The following is a 19,449-nucleotide window of genomic DNA, read 5'->3' on the forward strand; positions in this document are numbered from 1 at the left end:
ATGTTTTTACTGGTGCGGGCTTCGCCGGTAGCTGCGCGGGCTGACCCCTACCGCGCGCCGGAAGCTCTTTTCGAAGTGGCTCAGGTCACCGAAGCCGACCTGCAGTGCGACATCGGTAATGCGCAGGCGCTGCCCATCCCGCAGCAGCTGCTTGGCGTGCTCGATGCGCAGTTGCTGCAGCAGCAGCTTGAACGTCGTGCCCAGCTCGCTGCGGAACAGGAATCCCAGGTGTGACTGGCTCACATGGGCCTGACGGGCAAGGTCGCCCAGCGTGAGCGGCTCTGCGGCATGGTCCTTCAGGTAGGCCAGGGCGCGTTTCAGACCGTCGTGCAGGCCTTCATGCGCTGCCCGCGGCGTATCCGGCTGCGCGGGCGCAGGACCGACGGTCTGCTCAACCGCGGGCAGCCGTTGCGGGGCGCGCCCGGCATCGCTGGCAACGTGGCCTGCAGCCAGATCCGGCGCGTGGCGTGCAAGATCCTCACGACGGATGCATCGGCCACCGGTCATCACCGCCAGCCGGACCACCACCCGCTCCATTTCCAGCAGATTGCCGGGCCAGTCGTGCGCGCACAGGGCTTCCAGCACATCGTCGCCCAGCACGCGGGGATTGAATCCATGCAGCTCCAGCGAACGCGCCGCCAGCGCGCCGATGTCCTCCACCCGTTCGCGCAGCGGCGGAATATCCACGGTCAGGAACTCCAGCCCAGCCAGCAGGGCGCGCGAGAACTGCTTCTCTCTCACCCGTTGTTCCAGGTCCGCGCTGGTCGACGCGATCACCCGTATCGGGCCGGCCGCCAGCGCGTCAGCTTGAGCGGCAGGCAGCCCACGCATGCGATGTGACAGCTGCCCCTGCAGCGGCACCGGCAGTTCGTCGACTTCGTGGAAGTACAGCGTCCCGCCCTGTGCGCGCGCGAACCAGTCGCTGGCTTCGCCCAGCGGGTGAACACAGTTCACTTCCACAAACGGGCCCTGCCGGGAAGGGCCGCCACTGTGCAGGGCGGCGGCCAGCTCCATCTTCTCGGTACCAAACTCGCCGCGCAGCAGGACCGGCAACGGGCTGGCCGCCGCGCGCTCCACGAATTCATCCATCTGCTTCAGCGCCTCGCCGGCGCCGACCAGCAACAGCGGCCGGCTCAATGCCTGTTCGGCCCAGGCCTTGGCTTCGTAGCGCTTGATCAGATGCGCGCAACGCTGGGCAAACTGCTCCCCCAGCGCCAGGGCACTACCATCCAGCCGGCCCTTCTCGCCCTCCAGGTGCAGCTCACCCAACACCTCGCCGCCATAGCGGATGGGAACCCGCTGCAAGGAAACCTCTTGCCCGGACGCAGCTGGCAACCCCGCAGCTGCCCCTGCCACCGCACCACGCAACCGCACGTGGCCACCCCGTATCACCTTGTGCTGGGACAGCTCCTTCACGAACGCGCCCAGCAGCTCGGGCAATGACGGATAGGGCCGATAAGCGCGCTGCAGCATCTCACTGACTTGCCTGTGCATCGAAACTCCCCTTTGGAATGGCGACCCGATGCATCTGCAACGGGCGATCTCGCGATGCAGGCCCTCCGGCATCATCGCGGGATGCTGCGACGTCCACGCCGCATGCCGTGCCCGCTGGTCGCACCGCTGGTGCCGTGCACGCTGTCCGCTCCCGCAGTGCCGGGAACTGCCATCGCTGCTGGAGGTCGGCAAGGCGGACGTCGTCCAGGCCGGGGTCGTGCGCCACAGGGCGGCACTGCCTGTGACGCGGCGCTCCCTGTGTTCCGGCCATCGCGTCCCTGGATTATGGGAAACGAGTTTCCAGAAAATAAGCATGATAATGACGTGAATATCCGCGCCGGATATTTGTCGCCCGCGTTTCCGTGCACCGCGCACCGCGCACCGCAAAGCAGGTGAAGGCAAGGCGCCGGGATTCCATCCACGCTGATGATCAACGCGTCTGAGCGAACCAGGGACGGGCACGTATTGCGCCGCCGTGACGGCTGCACCGCCTGCTCGCCCAGGCCCGCAGGCCACCGCGCCTGCCTGCCGCGGCGCCGCCCCCGATCAATGACCCATCGACCAGCAGAAGATTGCGCACCACGCACGGGTGGCATGCCTTCCGCTGCGCCTGGCCTGTCGGCATACTCGCGCTCCCGACCGCAGCACGATCAAGGAGATCGACCGCATGGACCGCACCCCGCCACCCGTGCCCCCCAGGAACTACCTGATGTGGGCCATCCTGAGCATCATCGCCGGCTTCTGGCCGTTCGGCATCGTCGCCACCGTCTACGCCAACCGCAGCACGTCATTGGTCGCCAGCGGCCAGATCGGCGCGGCCACCGAGGCTTCGCGCAAGGCGCTGCGCTGGATGATCGCCTCCTTCCTCACCCTGCCACTGTGCCTGGCACTGATGATCGGCTATGCCCTGATCGCGCGCGGCATGGCCTGAAAGCCTGCCGTCGCCGTCGCGCCATGATGAATGGCAGGCGCGCGCGGCGGTGGCGGCGGCCCATCCCGCTCCTCTATAGTCAGTCCAGCTCGGCAGGCATGGTGCCTGCCCTCGAATCACAGGGAGTTGGACATGGGTCTGGTACAGGCGGTGAAGGGTGCGGTGGGTGGTGTGCTGGCCGACCAGTGGAAGGACTTCTACACCGTGCCCACGGGCCTGCCCTCGACGGCGGCCCTGTTCGCGGCGGTACCGCGCGGCACCAATGCCGGCCGCGGCTCCAATACCAGCGGCTCGTCCAACATCATCACCAACGGCTCGAAGATCATCGTGCCGGAGGGCTACGGCCTGCTGCTGTTCCAGGACGGCGCGATCACCGCGTTCGTCGCCGAACCGGGTGGCTACGAGTGGCGTTCGGACGATCTGAACTCGCAGTCGATCTTCGCCGGCGACGGCCTGGTCAGCACGTTCATCAAGCAGAGCTGGGAGCGCTTCAAGTTCGGCGGCCAGCCGGGTTCGCAGCAGGCGGCGTATTTCGTGTCGCTGAAGGAACTGCCGGACAACCGCTTCGGTACCCAGTCGGAAATCTACTGGGACGACGGCTTCCTCAACACCCAGGTGGGTGCGGTCACGCGCGGCTCCTACACGCTCAAGATCGTCGACCCGATCCTGTTCGTGAAGAACTTCGTGCCGGCCAGCTACCTGCAACCTGGCCAGGTGTTCGACTTCACCGACCTGGACAACGCCGCCGCCAGCCAACTGTTCAATGAAGTGGTCGGTTCGCTGGCCCCGGCCTTCAGCCTGTACACGAACGACCCGGGCAAGGGCAACCGCATCACCAAGCTGCAGCAGGATTCGCTGGGCTTTGCACAGAGCCTGTCTGCCGCCGTCGAGCAGGGCTACCAGTGGAAGTCCGACCGCGGTCTGGCCATCGTCAAGACCGCCATCGTCTCGATCGAGTACGACGCCAACACCCGCGAACTGCTGAAGACCGTGCAGCGCGCCGATGCCCTGTCGGGTTCGCGCGGCAATTCCAACCTGCAGGCCAGCGTCGCCCAGGGCATTCAGTCGGCCGGCGAGAACGGCGGAGCGGCTGGCCTGGTCGGTGTCGGCATGGCCTCGGGCATGTTCGGTGTCGGCGGCATGCAGCAGCCGGTCGCCCCGGCTGCCGACGACCCGGTGGCCAAGCTGAAGAAGGCCAAGGAAATGCTGGATCTGGGCCTGATCACCCAGGGCGACTATGACGCCCTGAAGGCCAAGGCACTGGGCCTGTAACAGCAGGACGCACAACGAACATGTCCGATCCCCGAAACGGCCCGCCGCCGCTGCCCGGATCCGCGCCCGCGACGCCGCCGCCCTTGCCGGCGGCGTCGTTGGATGGGCCCGGTTCGCCGCAGGACGTCCCTCCCCTGCCCGGCAGCTTCCCGCTGGACACCTCGAAACTGCCACAGGCCATCCGTGATGAAGTGGAAGCGCCCGACCCGGTGGCCATCGATACGTCGGCCAGCGAGCTGAAGGACGGCCTCAACCGCTGCCCGAAGTGCGGTGCCACCGACATCCGGCCCAAGGCCGGCACCGACATCCTGGTCTGCCTGTACTGCCGTCACGAATGGCATGGCGCACGCGTCGAGGAAGAGTTCGGCCTAGGCGAGGCCATCGACCAGCTGCGCGGTACGGTCATTGCCTCCGGCGCACGTGACATCGACGCCGACACCTCGGCACTGATGACGTTCAAATGCACCGGGTGCGGCGCTGAAGTCACGGTCAATACCGAGAGTACGATGACGGCGCGCTGCCACTGGTGCCGCCATGTGTTCGGCGTCAACGAGCAGATCGCCAATGGCGCGGTGCCCGATGCAGTGCTGCCCTTCCATATCAGGAAGGACGATGCGGTCGCGCGCATCCGCCAGTTCGTCGACAAGCGCCGCATGTTCGCGCTGAAGGCATTCAAGGACCAGTTCACCCCGGAAAACGTGGTGGGCGTGTTCCTGCCCTACATGATCGTCGACAGCAATGTCAGCGCGGCCGTGGCCGGCAAGGGTGAGATCCAGACCCGGCAGTACACCGTGGGCAGCGAGAAGAACAAGCGCACCCTGTACGACGCAGACGTCTACCAGGTCGAGCGCCAGGTCGACTTCACGGTCGATGACCTGCCACTGGAATCCTCGGCCGAGCGCGGGAATCTCGATACCCGCGCCAACACCAACAACATCATCAACACCATCCTGCCGTTCGATACCAAGAACGCGGTGAAATGGAACGCCTCGTACCTGGCCGGCTTCACCTCCGAAAAGCGCAACCTGGATGTGGAAAAGCTGCGGCCGCGGCTGGAAGACCAGCTGCTGTCGATCGCCCGCGCACAGGTGGAAGGTTCGGTGAAGCGCTACAACCGTGGCGTGCGCTGGGAACAGGAGCAGCTGGAGGTGCATGGCACCCGCTGGGTGTCGATGTACCTGCCGGTGTGGTTGTACTCCTACCACCAGCCCGGCAAGAACGGCGGCATGCTGCACTACATCGCGGTGAACGGCCGTACCGGCGAAACCATGGGCAGCGTGCCCGTGCAGCAATGGAAGATGCTGCTGGCGGCACTGGCCACCGGCACCGTCATTGAAGCCCTCGCAATTGCCTTCCTGGTGGCATCGACATGAGCGACGACAGTGGCCTCTGGCTGTTGGCGGCAGGTCCGGCCGGCGCAACCGCGCTGTACTGGGCGCTGTACCGCTATTACCGCAACACCGACAAATCGCACTCCTTCGAGCACGAGACCGCCATCGAGGCCAAGCCGGTCACCGGCTCGGACCAGCAGGTAGGCCGGGTTACCGGTACCGAGGAAAAGCGTATCCGCGGTGACAATGTGTATGAGTACCGGAAACGGGTGGTGCGGGTAAAGCCCGACCCGTAGCGCCAGGCTCCGCCTGGCTGCGGGTAGTGCCGGCCGCTGGCCGGCATTCCTTCGGTTTCTGGGCGCCAAGTGGGAGCCGGCCAGCGGCCGGCACTACCCTTCGCTGGGCTGCCGCCGCGCACACCCTCACACCGTCTCCCGCCCCACCGGTTCGATACTCGCGCGGTCCGCCCTTCCGAGGATGCTGCAATGGCTGCCGTGCTCGCCCGTACCTGCCTGTCCGCGTTGTGCTGCCTGGCCCTGCCCGCCCTGGCCCAGGACGCCTCGTTCGGCTTCGGCGAACAGACCACCCACACCGACCAGACCACGCAATCCAGCAGCACCCGGACCCAGAGCAGTGGCGCGGTGACCACCCAGACCACCACCAGCGGCAGCTCGCAGTCCGGGTCACGCAGCGAAAGCAAAGAGATCGACGTGGGCTTCGGTTTCCACGACGACAACGACGACTGGGGCCGCGACCGCCACCGTGGCGGCCGCGATGTGCGCGACAGCGATCTGTTCGGCAGCTGGACGCTGGGCCAGGAGAACGGCAACACCTGCTCCATCGAGCTGAAGAACATCGAGTGGTTCGGCGGCTACAGTGCCTACGTGCCCGCCGGCTGCCCGGATGGCTTCTTCTCGGCCAACCGTTGGGTACTGTCGGGCAACCAGCTGCTGCTCACCGACACCAGCAACACCGTGTTCGGGCGCTTCCGCGCGTCAGGCGGTGGGCGCTGGACGGGCTACCGTGAATCGGATGGGGCGCGTTTGTACCTCAATCCCAAGGGGCACTGATCGCGCCGTGCACGCAATGGGCACGCGCTGATCGGGAAGATCAGGCGTCCGCCCCGCCCCGCAGCCGAAATGTCCGCTCCCACCGGTTCCCGTCTGGTCATCTATGCCGCCCTCGCGGGCAACCTGGCCATTGCCATCGCAAAGTTCATCGCTGCCGGCATCTCCGGCAGCTCGGCCATGCTCAGCGAGGGCGTGCATTCGCTGGTCGACACATTGAATGAACTCCTGCTGCTGTACGGGCTGCGCCGTGCCGGCAAGGCGCCAGACCCGGTACATCCATTCGGCTATGGCCGCGAGCTGTACTTCTGGAGCTTCATCGTCGCCCTGCTGGTGTTCGCCGCTGGCGCCGGCGTCTCGGCGTACGAGGGCATCCAGCACATCCGCCGGCCGGAGCCGGCCACCAACCACGCGTTGAGCTACAGCGTGCTGGGCATATCCATCCTGTTCGAGGGGGCCTCCTGGTGGGTGGCGCTGCGCGAGTTCCGGCGTACCAAAGGCAAACTTGGCTACTTCGAAGCCTTCCGCCGCAGCAAGGATCCGTCCACCTTCACCGTACTGCTGGAAGACAGCGCTGCGTTGCTTGGGCTGGGCTTCGCGTTGATCGGCCTGGTGGCCGCGCAGGTGCTGGATATGCCGGTGCTTGATGGTGTGGCGTCGCTGTGCATCGCCGGCGTGCTGGCCGCAACCGCCTTCCTCCTGGCCCGTGAAACCAAGGGCCTGCTGGTTGGAGAGCCTGCCCACCCTGCGGTGGCCGAGCGGATCATGGCGGTGGCCGAAACCGATCCGGATCTGCGTCGCGCGAACGGCGTGACCACCATGCAGATGGGACCGGAACAGGTCGTGGCCATGCTCAGCGCCGAGTTCGAGGACGATCGGCACACCCCACAGATTGAAGCCTGCATCACCCGCATCGAAACGGCGGTAAAGCGCGAGTATCCGGAGCTGGTGGCACTGTTCATCAAGCCGCAGACGCCCGAGGTCTACGCCGCCCGGCGCGCCACGCTGGCGGCACCGCCCGCGCCGGAATGACGCTGCGTCTGCGCCCGTTTCACCAGTCCAATGCCACAGTGCCACCAACATCTGCCCGAACCTGCCTCTACCGTGCCGGATTGGTTGCCCGCCTCTCTCCAGATCCTCCCGCGCAGCTTCTACCGGCGCCCGCCCGTCGAGGTTGCGCCCGAGCTGCTCAACAAACTTCTGGTCCGTGACGATGGCCGAACGGGTCGCATCGTTGAAGTCGAAGCGTACGCAGGCAGCGTCGATCCGGCGGCGCACTCCTATCGCGGGCAGACGCCGCGCACGGCCAGCATGTTCGGTGAGGCCGGCCACCTGTATGTCTACTTCACCTACGGCATGCACTGGGGCAGCAACGTGGTCTGCGGAGAGGTCGGTGAAGGCGTGGCGGTGCTGCTGCGGGCCGTCGAGCCGCTGGCGGGCCTTGAGCGCATGCACGAGCTGCGCCCCGCCGCGCGCCGGGATCACGATCTGGCCAGCGGCCCCGGCAAGCTCTCGCAGGCATTCGGGCTGGACCGCAGTTTCGACGGCGCCGACCTGGTGACTGGCAGCCATGGCATCGTGATCGCAAGCGATGGGACCCCGCCTCCGTCCGACCCGGTAATTGGTCCACGCATCGGCATCACCCGCGCGGTCGATTTCCCTTGGCGCTGGCACATCCGTGACAATCGTCACGTATCGATTCAGCCACGGCGTACTCCCGCCCCTGCGAGGAAACGATGATGACCCCGCTCGACAAACCACTGCGACGCGAACTGGACATCGATGGCCGGCCCCATACCCTCACCGTGGACCCCGAAGGCCTCAAGCTGGTCGAAAAGGGGCGACGCAAGGGCATCACGCTACGCTGGCAGGACCTGATATCCGGTGATGCCGCACTGGCCACCGCCCTGCAGGCATCGCTCCAGCAACACTGAGCGGGCGCGGCCACCTCACATCGGCATCACTCTGCCATGGCGATACATAACGCCGTGCGCACTAGCGTAGCGCCAGCCAGCTGCCGCAACCGCCCTCGCTACCCAGCCCTGAAAAGCGCCATGGACGAAGCCGAACGTCTGCTCGAAATCGAACGACTGCACCTGCTGGATACGCCCCCCGAGCCGGTGTTCGATGCCATCGTCGCCGCCGCCCGCGCCGCGACCGGCATGACCATGGGGCTGATCACCGTGGTGGCCGAAGACCGGCAGTGGTTCAAGGCCAATATCGGGCTGGAGGGCGTCACCGGAACGGCCCGCGAGATCTCCTTCTGCACGCATGCGATCCGCCACGACGAGCTGTTCGAGATACCCGACGCGCGCCAGGACCCTCGCTTCTCGACCAATCCCCTGGTGACCGCCGGGCCGCGCATCCGGCATTACGCCGGCATCCCGCTGGGCTCGGTCCATGGCGCACGCATTGGCACGCTGTGCCTGCTCGACCCGATGCCCGGCGTGCTGTCCCCCTCCCAGCGCGAACTGATGGTGCATCTGGCGCGGGTCACCACCCAGGTGCTGGAACAGCGCAGTACCCTGATGGCGCAGGTTGGCCAGGCGAAAGCGCTGCATCGCGAGCTGAAACGCAGCGAAGACTTCCTGGAGCGGACCAACCGCGCCGCCCGGGTGGGCGGCTGGGAGATGGACCTGGTCACCAACGAAGTGCGCTGGACCCGCGAGACCAAGCAGCTGCACGGCGTGCGCAGCAACTTTGAACCGACGCTCGACACCGCGCTGTCGTTCTATCGCGAAGACAGCCGCAACATCATCCGCGCGGCAGTGCAGCGTTGCATCGACGAAGGCACGTCCTGGGAGGTGCAGCTGCCAATGACCACCGCCGACGGGCGCGCGATCTGGACCCGGGTGGTCGGCAGCCGGCAACAGGTCGACGGCCATCCGCGTCTGGTCGGGGCGATCCAGGACATCACGGACGAGCGAGCCGCGCTCGACGCGCTGGAAGCGAGCGAGACCCGCTACCGGCGACTGTTCCACTACAGCCTGGGCCTGATCTGCACCCACACGCTGGACGGGACATTGACCTCGGTGAATCCCGCGGCGGTGCAGTCGCTGGGCTTCGAGGAAAGCCAGATGGTCGGGCGCAGCCTGTGCGACCTGATGCCACCGGAAAAACGCGAGGGCTTCAAGGCCTACCTCGCTCGGATCCAGGCGAACCACACCGACGCTGGCGTGATCGAGCTGATTGCCGCCGACGGTACGCGCCACTACTGGGCGTACCACAACGTGCTCGACAGCGAGGCCAGCCCGCCCTACGTGCTGGGGCATGCACAGGACGTCACCGCGCTGAGGATGCAGGAGCAGCAGCTGCGCGAAATGTCCTTCAAGGATCCGCTCACGCAGTGCTACAACCGGCGTTACCTGCACCGGCTGGATGAACTGATTGATGAGCGCTGGGCCTGCGTGATGTTCGATCTGGACCACTTCAAGCACATCAACGACACCCAGGGCCACCGCCGCGGCGACGCCGTCCTGGTCGAGTTCGCCACCTTCCTGCGCTCGCCGCTGGGCAAGGAGGAGACGGTGGTGCGGCTGGGCGGCGACGAATTCATGGTGGTACTGGTCGCGCCCGCGGATGGCCGGTTGAGCGAACTGGAGCACTGGTACCAGGACCACGCTGCGCTGTCGCCCAGCGCTTTCTCGATGGGTGCAGCCATCAATACGGCCGGTGAGCCCGTGGCCGACACCATCCAGAAGGCGGACAGCCGCCTCTACCGGACCCGCGCGCGCGTGCGCCGCGAGCGGCGCGAAGGCCCCGCCGCGCGTTGATCACGCCGGCCGCACCGTCACCCACGTCGGCGCGTGGTCGCTGGCCTTCTCCTGCAGACGCACCCAACGGTCGACGCCAGCGTCCTTCAGTCGCTCCGCCAGTACGGGATTCAACAGCAGATGATCGATGCGCAGCCCACGGTCGCGCTCGGCATGTCGGCGGAAATAGTCCCAGAAGGTGTAGATCGTGGCGTCGCCGTGCACCTTCCGCAGCGCATCGGTCCAGCCCTGCGCGAGCAGCCGCTCGAAGGCATCGCGAACCTCGGGCTGGAACAGCGCATCGCGGCGCCAGGCCTTGGGGTCGTAGACGTCGGCTTCGGTGGGAATCACGTTGAAATCACCCAGCAGCAGCGCCGGGTGCGGCAGTTCGACCAGGCTGCGCGCGTGCCGGATCAGGCGTTCCATCCAGCGCAGCTTGTAGTCGAACCTGGGCCCGGGCTGCGGGTTGCCGTTGGGCAGGTAGAGGGCACCCACGATGACCCCGTGCACCGCCGCCTCCAGGTAGCGGCTCTGCGTGTCGCTGGGCTCGCCGGGCAATCGGCGGCGGCTCTCGACCGGCGTGGTCCCGCGAGCCAGCAACGCCACGCCGTTCCAGCGCGCCTCACCTTGCCAGAGCGCACCGTACCCAGCCTCCTCCAACGACGCAGCCGGAAACGCCGCGTCGGTCGCCTTCAGTTCCTGCAGGGCAACCACGTCGGGCGATTCCCTGTGCAGCCAGTCCAGCAGCTGTGGCAGGCGCGTGCCGATGCCGTTGACGTTGAACGTGGCAATACGAAGCGTCTTGCGTCGGGCCATGCAGGAAGCCTCCTCGGTGCCGGGAATGAGCATTCACTCTGAGCGCCCGGGCATGCACGGGCCGTGGATGCCACGTCATGATGCGGTGCCATTCGTTTCACGAACCGCTGCCACGCGCGACAGCAGGCTGGTCACCCGTGAACAGTGCCGGAGAAGCCCATGGCGGTGCGTCCGCTGCGCGCCATCTACCAGATCGACCCCTACCTGTTCCGCGACAGCGACGGCCGCGGCTGGGGCACGCTGGATGGCATCACGGAAAAGCTGGACTACCTGCAGTGGCTTGGCATCAGCCATGTCTGGCTGCTGCCGTTCTACTGCAACGCCGGCCGCGATGGTGGCTACGATGTCAACGATCACTACCGTATCGATCCGCGCCTGGGCGACCAGGCCGCGTTCCAGCGCCTGGTCGATGCCGCCGACGCACGTGGCATCGGCATCATCGTCGAACTGGTGATGCAGCACACCGCCAGCGCGCACCCGTGGTTCGTCGCCGCGCAGCAGGGTGACCCGGCCTGGCGCCGCTGGTACCTGTGGAGCGACCACATGCCTGACGACGGCCTGCAGCCGATGTTCCCGCCGATCGAGGCCTCTGTCTGGACATGGGATGCCGAGGCCGGCGCGTTCAACCGGCACATGTTCTACCGGCACGAGCCGGACCTCGACCTGGCCCATGCGCCGGTACGCGAGGAACTGCTGCAGGTAATGACGTTCTGGCTGCAGCGCGGCGTGGCCGGCTTCCGCGTCGACGCGGTCCCGTACATGGTCGAGCGCGCCCGCCACGCGGACCCGCGCGACGACGGGCTGTGGCTGCTGGAGGCGATGCGCGCCACGGCAGACGCGCAGCAACCAGGGCTGCCACTGATCGGCGAAGCGGATGTCCGCGCGTCCCGCTACGGTGACTTCCTATGCCACGGGCGGCGGCTTTCGCACCTGCTGGATTTCCACCTCAACAATCACTTCTTCCTGGCACTGGCACGCGGCGATGCCAGCGAAGTGGCCCGGGTCATGGCCGAGTACGGCCCGCACGCGCCGCCGGACACACGCATTGCCTGGCTGCGCAACAATGATGAACTGGACCTGGAGCAGCTGGAGCCGGATGAGCGCGAAGCGGTGATGGAACGTTTCGCTCCTGAGCGTGGCATGCGCATCTATGGCCGTGGCGTCCGCCGCCGGCTGGCACCGATGCTGGACGGCGACATCGCATGGCAGGCAATGGCCTGGGCGGCGCTGCTGTCGCTGGGCCAGGTGCCGGTGATCCGCTATGGCGAAGAGATCGGCCTCGGTGATTGCCTGGAGCTGCCCGAACGCAATGCTGTGCGCATGCCGATGCACTGGCATGACGGCCCAGGGGCTGGGTTCACCGACCAATCGCGGCATGCCTGGCGCGCGCCACCGGCGGACGGCCCCTACGGTTACCGCACGGTGAATGTCGAGGCGCAACGCGCGATGCCGGACTCACTGCTGCTGCGGGTGCGCGAGCTGCTGCAGCAACGCAATGCCCATCCCGTGCTGCAGCAGGGGCCACACACGCTCGACCCACCCTCACCCGCGCTGCTGATGCTCCGCTTCGGTGAGGCACCCCATCAGGCACTGGCACTGATCAACTTCGGCGACAACCCGGTTGAGGTGGACGTACCCCTGCACGGCCCGCTGCACACGCTGGTGGGCCACGGCGCCAAACTGCAGGGTCGTCGCTGCTACCTGCAGGGCCATGGCTATACGTGGCTGGCTGCCGAGGGTGCCTGAGTGCGCAGCGCAGGCAGTACGTGTTCGGCGAAGTCGTCGATGAAGCGTTCCTGCTCGCGGTTCACGTTGTGCAGGTAGATGCGATCGAACCCCAGGGACTGCAGCTCCTGCAGCCAGGCCCGATGCTGGCCCAGGTCTGCCGAGACATGCACGTGCTCGCGCACCACCTCGGCGCTGACCGATCGGGCCTGTGCTTCGAACTGTTCGGGCTGGTCCAGGCCTTCGGCCAGTTCCGGCGGCAGCACGTTGGCGCTCCACTGCTCCATCGCGCCTTCCAGCGCCGCCTGTTCGGCGCGCGCGTAGGAGAGCTTGGCCTGCAGGTACATCGGCTTGCCCCTGCCGCCGCCGTCCTCGAACGCCGCCACCACACGCCGCAACTGCGCCAGTGGCTGGCTGATGGTGATCAGGCCATCGGCCCAGCCCCCCATCCAGCGTGCGGTTTCCTCGGTGACGGCCGCCCCCAGCAGCGGCAGGGGAAGCGCCGGGCGACTGTAGAGCCGTGCCTGGCGCACCCGGAAGCCACCGTCGTGGTCGACCTGCTCGCCGCCCCACAGCCGCCGCATCACCTCGGCCGCATCGCGCAATGCCTTCTGCCGCTCGCGCTTGGCTGGCCACGGCTGGCCGGTGATGCGCTCGTTCAGGGCCTCGCCGGTACCCAGCGCCAGCCAGATCCGGCCCGGCGCCAACTGCTCCAGCGTCGCCGCTGCCTGTGCCACCAATGCCGGGTGCTGGCGCAGCATCGGGCAGGTCACCATGCCCAAGGTCAATGCGCTCTGCACCGCCAGCGCGCCGGCCCATACCCAGCTGTGGCCGGACTGCCCTTGCGCAGTCGTCCACGGGTGGAAATGGTCCGAGAACATCAAAGCCTCGAATCCCGCCTGTTCGGCGCGCAGCGCCAGGCCCAGCAAGGTGGCGGGCGGGAACTGCTCATGCGATGCGTGGTAGCCGATGGTCATCACGGATTCCGTGCGGGGACTGGACACGATGGCAACACCCCTCCAGCTAAAACGGCGTCATGGAAACGAACACCTCCTGCATCGGGCATCGACGCTGGGCTATCGCCGAAGGCTACATTCCAGCCTGGAGCAACGGCCCGTCGCCGGAGATGCAGAGTCACGAAACCTGCTGCGTCCTCAATGCGGGCAACGAGGACGCGCATGTCACGCTGACCCTCTACTTCGAGGACCGCGATCCTGTCGGTCCCTACCGGATCACCGTGCCAGCACGACGCACCTGCCACCTGCGCTTCAACGACCTGCAGGATCCGGCGCAGGTACCACGCGGCACCGGCTTCGCCACCCTCATCGAATCCGACCAGCCGATCATCGTGCAGCACACGCGGCTGGATTCACGGCAGCCGGCCAACAGCATCATGACCACGATCGCCCATCCCTTGTGAAGCACCGTGCGCAGTCGTCCACGCTGCCACGACACCGCGCCCTCCGGCCGTTTACCCGCGCCTAGCGAGACTGCCGCCAGGTTCCCTTTCGGAGAGTGACGATGGCCCTGCCCGACTACCCACGTCCGCCCTTCCCGGCGCAGCAGCAATCCTTCCCCGGCAAGACCGCGCAGATGCAGCCCCGGCCGGACCACGGCGAGGACAGCTACCGCGGCCATGGCCTGCTGCAGGGCAAGAAGGCACTGATCACCGGCGGTGACAGCGGCATCGGCGCAGCGGTGGCCATCGCTTTCGCGCGCGAGGGTGCCGACGTCGCCATCGCCTTTCTTGATGGCGAGCAGGACGACGCCCGCCATGTGCAGCAGCAGATCGAACAGGCCGGGCGCAAGGCCGTGCTGGTACCGTGTGACATCAGCGACCCGGCGCAGGCGCGCTCGCTGGTCGACCGCGTGGCCAGCGAGCTGGACGGTCTCGACATCCTGGTCAACAACGCGGCCTACCAGCGCTACTACGAGCACTTCGACGACATCACCCTGGATGACTGGAAGCGGACGTTCGATACCAATGTCCATGCCGTGTTCAATCTGACGCGGTTGTGCGTGCCACACCTGCGCGGTGGCGGCGCGATCATCAACACCGCATCGGTCAATTCCAAGCGACCGACCCCGAACATCCTTCCGTACTCTGCGACCAAGGGCGCCGTCGCCAACCTGACGCTGGGGCTGGCGGGCCTGCTGGCCGAGCACCAGATACGCGTCAACGCCGTGCTGCCCGGCCCGATCTGGACACCGTTCATTCCGGCAGGCATGGCCTCCGAAGAGGTCGAGCAATTCGGCTCGCAGACGCCGTTCGGCCGCCCCGGGCAGCCCGCGGAACTGGCCTCGGCCTACGTGATGCTGGCTTCGGACAGCGCCAGTTATACCTCCGGTGCCTTGCTGACCATCTCCGGCGGCGCGGCAACGCTGTGACCGCCCATGGCCGGACTGCCTGCCTGGATAGCGGATTGGCTGCTGGTGGTGGTACCGGTGGCCGAGGTGCTGGTCATTCTCGGGGTGGCCTGGCTGATGGTGCGTGCACTGGCGTGGCTGCTCGTGCAGGCCCGGCAGCGCGGCAGGCTGGCTCCAGAGCTTCATGTGGGCCTGCGCCGCGGCGGTGCATTGCTGCTGTATCTGGCGGCCACGCTGCTGATACTGGAGCGACTTGGCGTTTCGCGCTCGGTGCTGTGGACCGCGCTGACCGGGTTCATGGCGGTCGGTGCGGTGGCGTTCTTTGCCGCGTGGAGCGTGTTGTCCAACCTGTTCTGTTCGTTCCTGATCGTGGCTACGCGACCGTTCCGCATCAACGACACGATCGAAGTGCTGGAAAGCGTGGACAAGCCGGGCCTGTGCGGCCAGGTGGTGGACATCAACCTGATCTACACCACGCTGAGTGACCGTGGCGAAGGCGCGCGCGGTTGCCTGCTGCGCGTGCCGAACTCGTTGTTCTTCCAGCGCATCACCCGGCACTGGGGTGACAGCGGCTATTCGCAGCTGCCGGGCAGCCTGCCGATAAAGGGCAAGGTGCGCTGAGTCGCTGTAGAGCCGAGCCCATGCTCGGCTCGCTGCGCGCAGCGCAGGGTGCGTCGCGGCCGAACGGAGCGCAGCCGAGCGTGGGCTCGGCTCAAGGTGCCACAGCGGGCGACCCTACTCTGCTGCCAATGCCTGGATCGGGTCCAGCCGTGCGGCGTTGCGTGCCGGGAAGTAGCCGAAACCGAGCCCGGTCGCAGACGAACATGCCAGCGCGGCGAGCACCGGCCCTGGCGTGAACAGGAAGGGCACCCCCAGCGACAGCAGGCTGGACAGCGCACCCACGGCGAAGGCCAGCAGTACGCCCAGCACGCCACCGGACAGGCAGATCAGCACCGCCTCGATCAGGAACTGGCGCAGGATGTCGCCCTGCCTCGCCCCCACCGCCAGCCGCACGCCGATCTCGCGCATGCGCTCCTTCACCGACACCAGCATGATGTTCATCACGCCCACGCCGCCAACCACCAGCGCCACCGCCGCGATCGCCGAAACCAGCGCCGCCATGGTCTGGCTGGATTTCATCACCGCCTTGCGGATCTGGTCCGAGTTGTAGATGAAGAAATCGCGACGACCATGCAGGCGCTCCAGCTCGGCGCCCAGCGAGGCCTCGGCGGCATTGGTGGGTACGTTGTCGCGTACGCGCACGGTGATGCTCTCCAGGCGCTGGCTGCCCAGCAGCCGGGAGGCAGCCGACGTATAGGGAACGTAGACGGTTGGCGTGGCCCCACCGGCGAATGCATTGGCACCCACCACGCCGATCACCTCGACCGGCATGCCGCCCAGCAGCACCGTGCTGCCGATAGGGTTGCCAGCGAACAGTGCCTTCGCTGCCTTCTGGTCGACCACGCCCACTGCCCGATGCGCCTCCACCTCGGCATCGGTGAAGAACCGGCCGGCCCTCAGGCGCAGCCCGCGCACGCGCGGCAGATCCGCACCGGCGCCCAGTACCTGCGTATTGGCTCGTCGGCCGCCCTGCAGTGCTGCTACCGAACCGCTGAGGTTGGGGCTGACACTGTCCACGTAACTCAGGGCGGCCAGGTGATCGGCATCGCCTACCACCAGCGTCTCGATCTCCGCCGAGCGCGGGTCACCGAAATCGGCGCCCGGGAAGATCTCCAGCGTGCTGGCGCCCAGCGCGTTTATCTGCGCCTCGACCTGCGCCTGCGCGCCTTTGCCCAGCGCAACCACGGTCACCACCGCGGCCACGCCGATGATGATGCCGAGCATGGTCAGCAGGGTGCGCAGGCGATGGGCCAGCATCGAACGCACCGCCATGCGCGTCGCCTCGCGCACGGCATCGATGCGGGCGCGCCGCTCGGTAGCCGCCGTGGATGTGCGCGCCGGTGCGTCCGAACGCTGCCGCACCGAAGGGCCTCGCTCCTGGCGATCCGCCACCACACGCCCATCGGCGATCTCGATCACCCGTGACGCGTGGGCAGCAATCGCCGCATCATGGGTGACCAGGATCACGGTATGGCCCTGCGCATGCAGGCGCTCGAGCTCGGCCATCACCTGCCTGCCACTGGCATGATCCAGCGCGCCGGTCGGCTCATCGGCCAGCACGATCGCGCCGCCGTTCATCAGCGAGCGTGCGATGGAGACGCGCTGCTGCTGGCCGCCGGACAACTGGCTGGGCCGGTTCGCGGTCCGCTCGCCCAGGCCGAGCGTTTCCAGCAGCAGGCGGGCACGCGTGGTGCGCGCATCGGCCTCCACCCCGGCATAGACGGCGGGCAAGGCCACGTTCTCGGTGGCACTGAGGTTCTCCATCAGGTTGTAGCGCTGGAAGATGAAGCCGAAGTGCTCGCGGCGCAGGCGCGCCAGCTGGTCAGGCGACATCTGCTCGGTCGCAGCCCCCTCCACGCGGTAGCTGCCTTCGGTCGGCCGATCCAGGCAGCCCAGGATGTTCATCAGCGTGGACTTGCCCGAACCCGAGGGGCCGATGATGGCGATGAACTCGCCGGCATCGATGCGCAACGAGACCTCCTTCAGCACCACCACCTCGCCGGCGGCCGAGCGATAGGCGCGCGATACGCCCTTCAATTCCAGCAGTGCGTCGGCCATGCTCACATCCCCAGCAGGCTGGTGGGTTCGGCATCGCCACCGCTGGGCGCCTGGCCGACCACCACGTTCTCGCCCGCTTCCAGGCCAGAGAGGATCTGCACCGCGGTGGCGGTGCGCAGGCCGGTAGTCACAGCGCGCTCGTGGGCGCGGCCTTTCGCATCGACTACCCGCACGGTTGCGCCGTTGCCGTTCTTGTCGTCGGACTCGCTCAGGGCGGTCAGCGGCACCTGCAGTGCATTGGCCACGCGTGCCAGCTGGATCGTCACTTTCACCGTCATCGAAGGCTTCAGCATCAAGCCCGGATTGGCCACGTCGAACAGCCCCGCGTAGTACACCGCTTTCGGCGTCTGCGCCGATCCGCCGCTGTTGCCGCTGGACGCGTCGGCAATCGACGACGGCGCTGGCTCAAGCTGCTGCAGGTGCGATTCATAGCGGCGCCCGCTCGGTCCCAGCGTCGAGAACCACAACGGTTGGCCGGGTGCGATCAGTTCCACGTCAGCCTCGGCGATCTCGGCGCGCACCGTCATCGTGTCCATCTGTGCCAGCATCACGATGGTCGGCGTGGTCTGCATCGAGTTCAGCGTCTGCCCCGCCTTGGTGACGATGGCCACGATGTAGCCCTCGGACGGCGACACGATACGCGTGTAGCCCAGGTTGATGCGGGCGGTTTCCACCTGGGTCACCGCCTGGTCGATCTGCGCCTGCAACGCAGCGGCATCCGCGCGCGCCGCATCGCGCGCCACACGTGCCGCTTCGAAGCCTTCCTGCGAGACCAGCCGCGACGCCACCAGCTGCGATTGGCGATCGTACGTGCGAAGGGCCTGGCGGTAGCGCGCCTGGCTGGCCGCATGTTGCGCACGCAGCGCGTTGGCGGCGGCTTCGGCACTGCGCAGGGCAATGCGCTGCGGTTGTGAATCCACTTCGGCAATCAGGTCGCCGGCCTGCACGTGCTGGCCCAGCACCACATGCAGGCGCGTGACCTGCCCGGAGACCTGCGCGCCCACGGCCACCAGTTCTTTCGGATTGACCCGGCCGACCGCCTGCACGGTCTTTTCCAGACCGGCGACCCTTGCCGGTGCGGTGATCAACGCGGCATCCTCGCCATCGGCAAACGCCCACCAGCAACCGCCGCCGGCAAGAACGGCCAGCGTTGCGGCAATGATCCAGGTCCTGCGGTTGTTCATCGAAACTTCCGGGGGTGCGTGCAGTCGCCCGGTGCGACCGCCAGGGCCGCAGTCTGGAAGCCCCAGGTGGATGTTTCTTGGAGCGGCTGTGGAGATTGGATGGAGACGCGACCGCCGTTCAGGGACCGCGTCGGCCGCTGAATCCATGGCCCGGCTCCACGCAATCTCGACACAATCTCGACCAAGTCTCCATCAACGGTCGCTAGCCTCGGCGGCCTCGCCGACTGCCAGCCTGCCGTGCCCCTTTCCTACCCGGACCTGCCACCCATCGATGTGCGCCGTGCCTACCTGGCGTGGTGTGCGCCTTCGCCGTGGTTGATCGCACTGGTGCTGGCATCGACCAGCACATGGATGTGGGTCGCACCGTATCCGCGACTGCCGTTGCTGGCCGGCTTCGGGGCCGCCGCCCTGCTGGGGTTCCGCAGTGACGGGCCCGGACGCACCCGCCGCTCCGGGTCGCTCGCATCGCTGGCCTTGATCAGCCTGGCGTTCTGGTCGGCAACACCTCCGGCCGCCAACGTCAACCTGCATCTGCTGCTTGCGCCCGCCACCGCCGTGGTCGCCGCCCTGCTGGCAGTGCGCCTGCGCGCCATCGTGGGCATGGCCTCGCGGCTGCAGGCCCGGGTGAACGCCACCCCCATGGCCTCGCGCTGGAACGCGCTGCCTGCCGCGGTGTCTACCCTGACGCTGCAGCAGCTGCGCGGCGCGGGTTCGGTGGACCCCAGCCTGCAGCGCTCGCTGGTGCTGGCCACGCTGGCCTGGGCGGCCAACGAAGAGGCGCAGGCCAGGGAACGCCGACGATGACCCTGCCCCTGATCCGGCCCCTGCCCG

The 19,449-nt window shown here is 67.3% G+C and carries 19 protein-coding genes; 14 read left to right on the forward strand and 5 right to left on the reverse strand.

The genetic code is table 11. The annotated features are described in order from the left end of the window. Positions 1-6: 6 nt before the first annotated feature. The gene (locus AC5P7A_RS15145) at positions 7-1,494 is read right to left on the reverse strand and encodes a helix-turn-helix domain-containing protein (protein WP_495220287.1); all 1,488 of its coding nucleotides are present in this window, start codon (positions 1,492-1,494) and stop codon (positions 7-9) included. A gap of 667 nt (positions 1,495-2,161) precedes the next feature. Between AC5P7A_RS15145 and AC5P7A_RS15150 the strand changes: the two genes are divergently transcribed. From AC5P7A_RS15150 to AC5P7A_RS15190, 9 genes are all read left to right on the forward strand, one after another. Next, positions 2,162-2,425: a CD225/dispanin family protein gene (locus AC5P7A_RS15150; protein WP_041863485.1), complete on the forward strand. Its 264-nt coding sequence runs from the start codon at positions 2,162-2,164 to the stop codon at positions 2,423-2,425. A 132-nt stretch (positions 2,426-2,557) separates the two neighbouring features. Further along, positions 2,558-3,697 carry an SPFH domain-containing protein gene (locus AC5P7A_RS15155; protein ID WP_014647262.1) on the forward strand — a complete coding sequence of 380 codons (1,140 nt, stop codon included), beginning with the start codon at positions 2,558-2,560 and terminating at the stop codon, positions 3,695-3,697. A 20-nt stretch (positions 3,698-3,717) separates the two neighbouring features. Next, the gene (locus AC5P7A_RS15160) at positions 3,718-5,070 is read left to right on the forward strand and encodes a membrane protein (protein ID WP_032956535.1); all 1,353 of its coding nucleotides are present in this window, start codon (positions 3,718-3,720) and stop codon (positions 5,068-5,070) included. Beyond that, entirely contained in the window at positions 5,067-5,324 is a 258-nt protein-coding gene (locus AC5P7A_RS15165; RefSeq protein ID WP_014647264.1) for a hypothetical protein, read from the forward strand. Before AC5P7A_RS15160 ends, AC5P7A_RS15165 begins: the two co-directional genes overlap by 4 nt. Positions 5,325-5,513: 189 nt before the next feature. Then, positions 5,514-6,098 (forward strand): AprI/Inh family metalloprotease inhibitor, encoded by a 585-nt coding sequence (locus AC5P7A_RS15170; protein WP_134808907.1) that lies wholly within the window; start codon positions 5,514-5,516, stop codon positions 6,096-6,098. 69 nt (positions 6,099-6,167) lie between these two features. Then, complete coding sequence (locus AC5P7A_RS15175; RefSeq protein WP_164165655.1) at positions 6,168-7,127, forward strand: cation diffusion facilitator family transporter; 960 nt, start codon at positions 6,168-6,170, stop codon at positions 7,125-7,127. A gap of 72 nt (positions 7,128-7,199) precedes the next feature. Further along, a complete protein-coding gene (locus tag AC5P7A_RS15180; protein ID WP_053495022.1) occupies positions 7,200-7,835 on the forward strand; it encodes a DNA-3-methyladenine glycosylase in 636 nt (211 codons plus the stop codon). Then, complete coding sequence (locus AC5P7A_RS15185; RefSeq protein ID WP_346601055.1) at positions 7,835-8,029, forward strand: hypothetical protein; 195 nt, start codon at positions 7,835-7,837, stop codon at positions 8,027-8,029. The genes AC5P7A_RS15180 and AC5P7A_RS15185 overlap by 1 nt, the downstream gene beginning before the upstream one ends. A 120-nt stretch (positions 8,030-8,149) precedes the next feature. Beyond that, entirely contained in the window at positions 8,150-9,868 is a 1,719-nt protein-coding gene (locus AC5P7A_RS15190; RefSeq protein ID WP_495220288.1) for a sensor domain-containing diguanylate cyclase, read from the forward strand. On the opposite strand, the gene xth is transcribed toward AC5P7A_RS15190, so the two are convergent. Next, a complete protein-coding gene (gene xth / locus AC5P7A_RS15195; protein ID WP_049439606.1) occupies positions 9,869-10,663 on the reverse strand; it encodes an exodeoxyribonuclease III in 795 nt (264 codons plus the stop codon). It lies immediately after the preceding gene. 159 nt (positions 10,664-10,822) lie between these two features. Between xth and AC5P7A_RS15200 the strand changes: the two genes are divergently transcribed. Further along, the gene (locus AC5P7A_RS15200; RefSeq protein WP_241886877.1) at positions 10,823-12,409 is read left to right on the forward strand and encodes an alpha-amylase family protein; all 1,587 of its coding nucleotides are present in this window, start codon (positions 10,823-10,825) and stop codon (positions 12,407-12,409) included. Here the strand turns inward: AC5P7A_RS15200 and AC5P7A_RS15205 are convergent. Further along, entirely contained in the window at positions 12,379-13,365 is a 987-nt protein-coding gene (locus AC5P7A_RS15205) for a TIGR03885 family FMN-dependent LLM class oxidoreductase (RefSeq protein ID WP_495220289.1), read from the reverse strand. The two genes, AC5P7A_RS15200 and AC5P7A_RS15205, sit on opposite strands and share 31 nt — an antisense overlap. Positions 13,366-13,424: 59 nt before the next feature. Between AC5P7A_RS15205 and AC5P7A_RS15210 the strand changes: the two genes are divergently transcribed. The 3 genes from AC5P7A_RS15210 to AC5P7A_RS15220 all read left to right on the forward strand — a co-directional run bounded on the left by AC5P7A_RS15210 (position 13,425) and on the right by AC5P7A_RS15220 (position 15,376). Further along, positions 13,425-13,808, forward strand: coding sequence for a sensory rhodopsin transducer (locus tag AC5P7A_RS15210; RefSeq protein WP_111206933.1), 384 nt, complete (start codon positions 13,425-13,427; stop codon positions 13,806-13,808). Between the two features lie 101 nt (positions 13,809-13,909). Then, a complete protein-coding gene (locus tag AC5P7A_RS15215; protein WP_032962699.1) occupies positions 13,910-14,776 on the forward strand; it encodes a glucose 1-dehydrogenase in 867 nt (288 codons plus the stop codon). Positions 14,777-14,782: 6 nt separating this feature from the next. Continuing rightward, positions 14,783-15,376 (forward strand): mechanosensitive ion channel domain-containing protein, encoded by a 594-nt coding sequence (locus AC5P7A_RS15220; RefSeq protein WP_241886878.1) that lies wholly within the window; start codon positions 14,783-14,785, stop codon positions 15,374-15,376. A 114-nt stretch (positions 15,377-15,490) separates the two neighbouring features. Here AC5P7A_RS15220 and AC5P7A_RS15225 read toward each other — a convergent pair whose 3' ends face one another. Next, positions 15,491-17,434 carry a MacB family efflux pump subunit gene (locus AC5P7A_RS15225; RefSeq protein ID WP_495220290.1) on the reverse strand — a complete coding sequence of 648 codons (1,944 nt, stop codon included), beginning with the start codon at positions 17,432-17,434 and terminating at the stop codon, positions 15,491-15,493. A 2-nt stretch (positions 17,435-17,436) separates the two neighbouring features. Continuing rightward, on the reverse strand, positions 17,437-18,618 hold the full coding sequence (locus AC5P7A_RS15230) for an efflux RND transporter periplasmic adaptor subunit (protein ID WP_014647277.1): 1,182 nt from the start codon (positions 18,616-18,618) through the stop codon (positions 17,437-17,439). Positions 18,619-18,855: 237 nt separating this feature from the next. Here AC5P7A_RS15230 and AC5P7A_RS15235 point away from each other — a divergent pair, with 237 nt between their 5' ends. Next, positions 18,856-19,422 (forward strand): hypothetical protein, encoded by a 567-nt coding sequence (locus tag AC5P7A_RS15235; protein ID WP_288496108.1) that lies wholly within the window; start codon positions 18,856-18,858, stop codon positions 19,420-19,422. Positions 19,423-19,449: the final 27 nt, after the last annotated feature.

It is taken from the genome of Stenotrophomonas sp. YJH_SMC_65 (assembly GCF_059369475.1).

What these genes read in the sequence shown, in the direction of transcription:
- AC5P7A_RS15145 (WP_495220287.1), bottom strand. Translation starts at nt 1,494, where the DNA reads ATGCACAGGCAAGTCAGTGAGATGCTGCAGCGCGCTTATCGGCCCTAT.
- AC5P7A_RS15150 (WP_041863485.1), top strand. Translation starts at nt 2,162, where the DNA reads ATGGACCGCACCCCGCCACCCGTGCCCCCCAGGAACTACCTGATGTGG.
- AC5P7A_RS15155 (WP_014647262.1), top strand. Translation starts at nt 2,558, where the DNA reads ATGGGTCTGGTACAGGCGGTGAAGGGTGCGGTGGGTGGTGTGCTGGCC.
- AC5P7A_RS15160 (WP_032956535.1), top strand. Translation starts at nt 3,718, where the DNA reads ATGTCCGATCCCCGAAACGGCCCGCCGCCGCTGCCCGGATCCGCGCCC.
- AC5P7A_RS15165 (WP_014647264.1), top strand. Translation starts at nt 5,067, where the DNA reads ATGAGCGACGACAGTGGCCTCTGGCTGTTGGCGGCAGGTCCGGCCGGC.
- AC5P7A_RS15170 (WP_134808907.1), top strand. Translation starts at nt 5,514, where the DNA reads ATGGCTGCCGTGCTCGCCCGTACCTGCCTGTCCGCGTTGTGCTGCCTG.
- AC5P7A_RS15175 (WP_164165655.1), top strand. Translation starts at nt 6,168, where the DNA reads ATGTCCGCTCCCACCGGTTCCCGTCTGGTCATCTATGCCGCCCTCGCG.
- AC5P7A_RS15185 (WP_346601055.1), top strand. Translation starts at nt 7,835, where the DNA reads ATGACCCCGCTCGACAAACCACTGCGACGCGAACTGGACATCGATGGC.
- AC5P7A_RS15190 (WP_495220288.1), top strand. Translation starts at nt 8,150, where the DNA reads ATGGACGAAGCCGAACGTCTGCTCGAAATCGAACGACTGCACCTGCTG.
- xth (WP_049439606.1), bottom strand. Translation starts at nt 10,663, where the DNA reads ATGGCCCGACGCAAGACGCTTCGTATTGCCACGTTCAACGTCAACGGC.
- AC5P7A_RS15200 (WP_241886877.1), top strand. Translation starts at nt 10,823, where the DNA reads ATGGCGGTGCGTCCGCTGCGCGCCATCTACCAGATCGACCCCTACCTG.
- AC5P7A_RS15205 (WP_495220289.1), bottom strand. Translation starts at nt 13,365, where the DNA reads ATGACCATCGGCTACCACGCATCGCATGAGCAGTTCCCGCCCGCCACC.
- AC5P7A_RS15210 (WP_111206933.1), top strand. Translation starts at nt 13,425, where the DNA reads ATGGAAACGAACACCTCCTGCATCGGGCATCGACGCTGGGCTATCGCC.
- AC5P7A_RS15215 (WP_032962699.1), top strand. Translation starts at nt 13,910, where the DNA reads ATGGCCCTGCCCGACTACCCACGTCCGCCCTTCCCGGCGCAGCAGCAA.
- AC5P7A_RS15220 (WP_241886878.1), top strand. Translation starts at nt 14,783, where the DNA reads ATGGCCGGACTGCCTGCCTGGATAGCGGATTGGCTGCTGGTGGTGGTA.
- AC5P7A_RS15225 (WP_495220290.1), bottom strand. Translation starts at nt 17,434, where the DNA reads ATGGCCGACGCACTGCTGGAATTGAAGGGCGTATCGCGCGCCTATCGC.
- AC5P7A_RS15230 (WP_014647277.1), bottom strand. Translation starts at nt 18,618, where the DNA reads ATGAACAACCGCAGGACCTGGATCATTGCCGCAACGCTGGCCGTTCTT.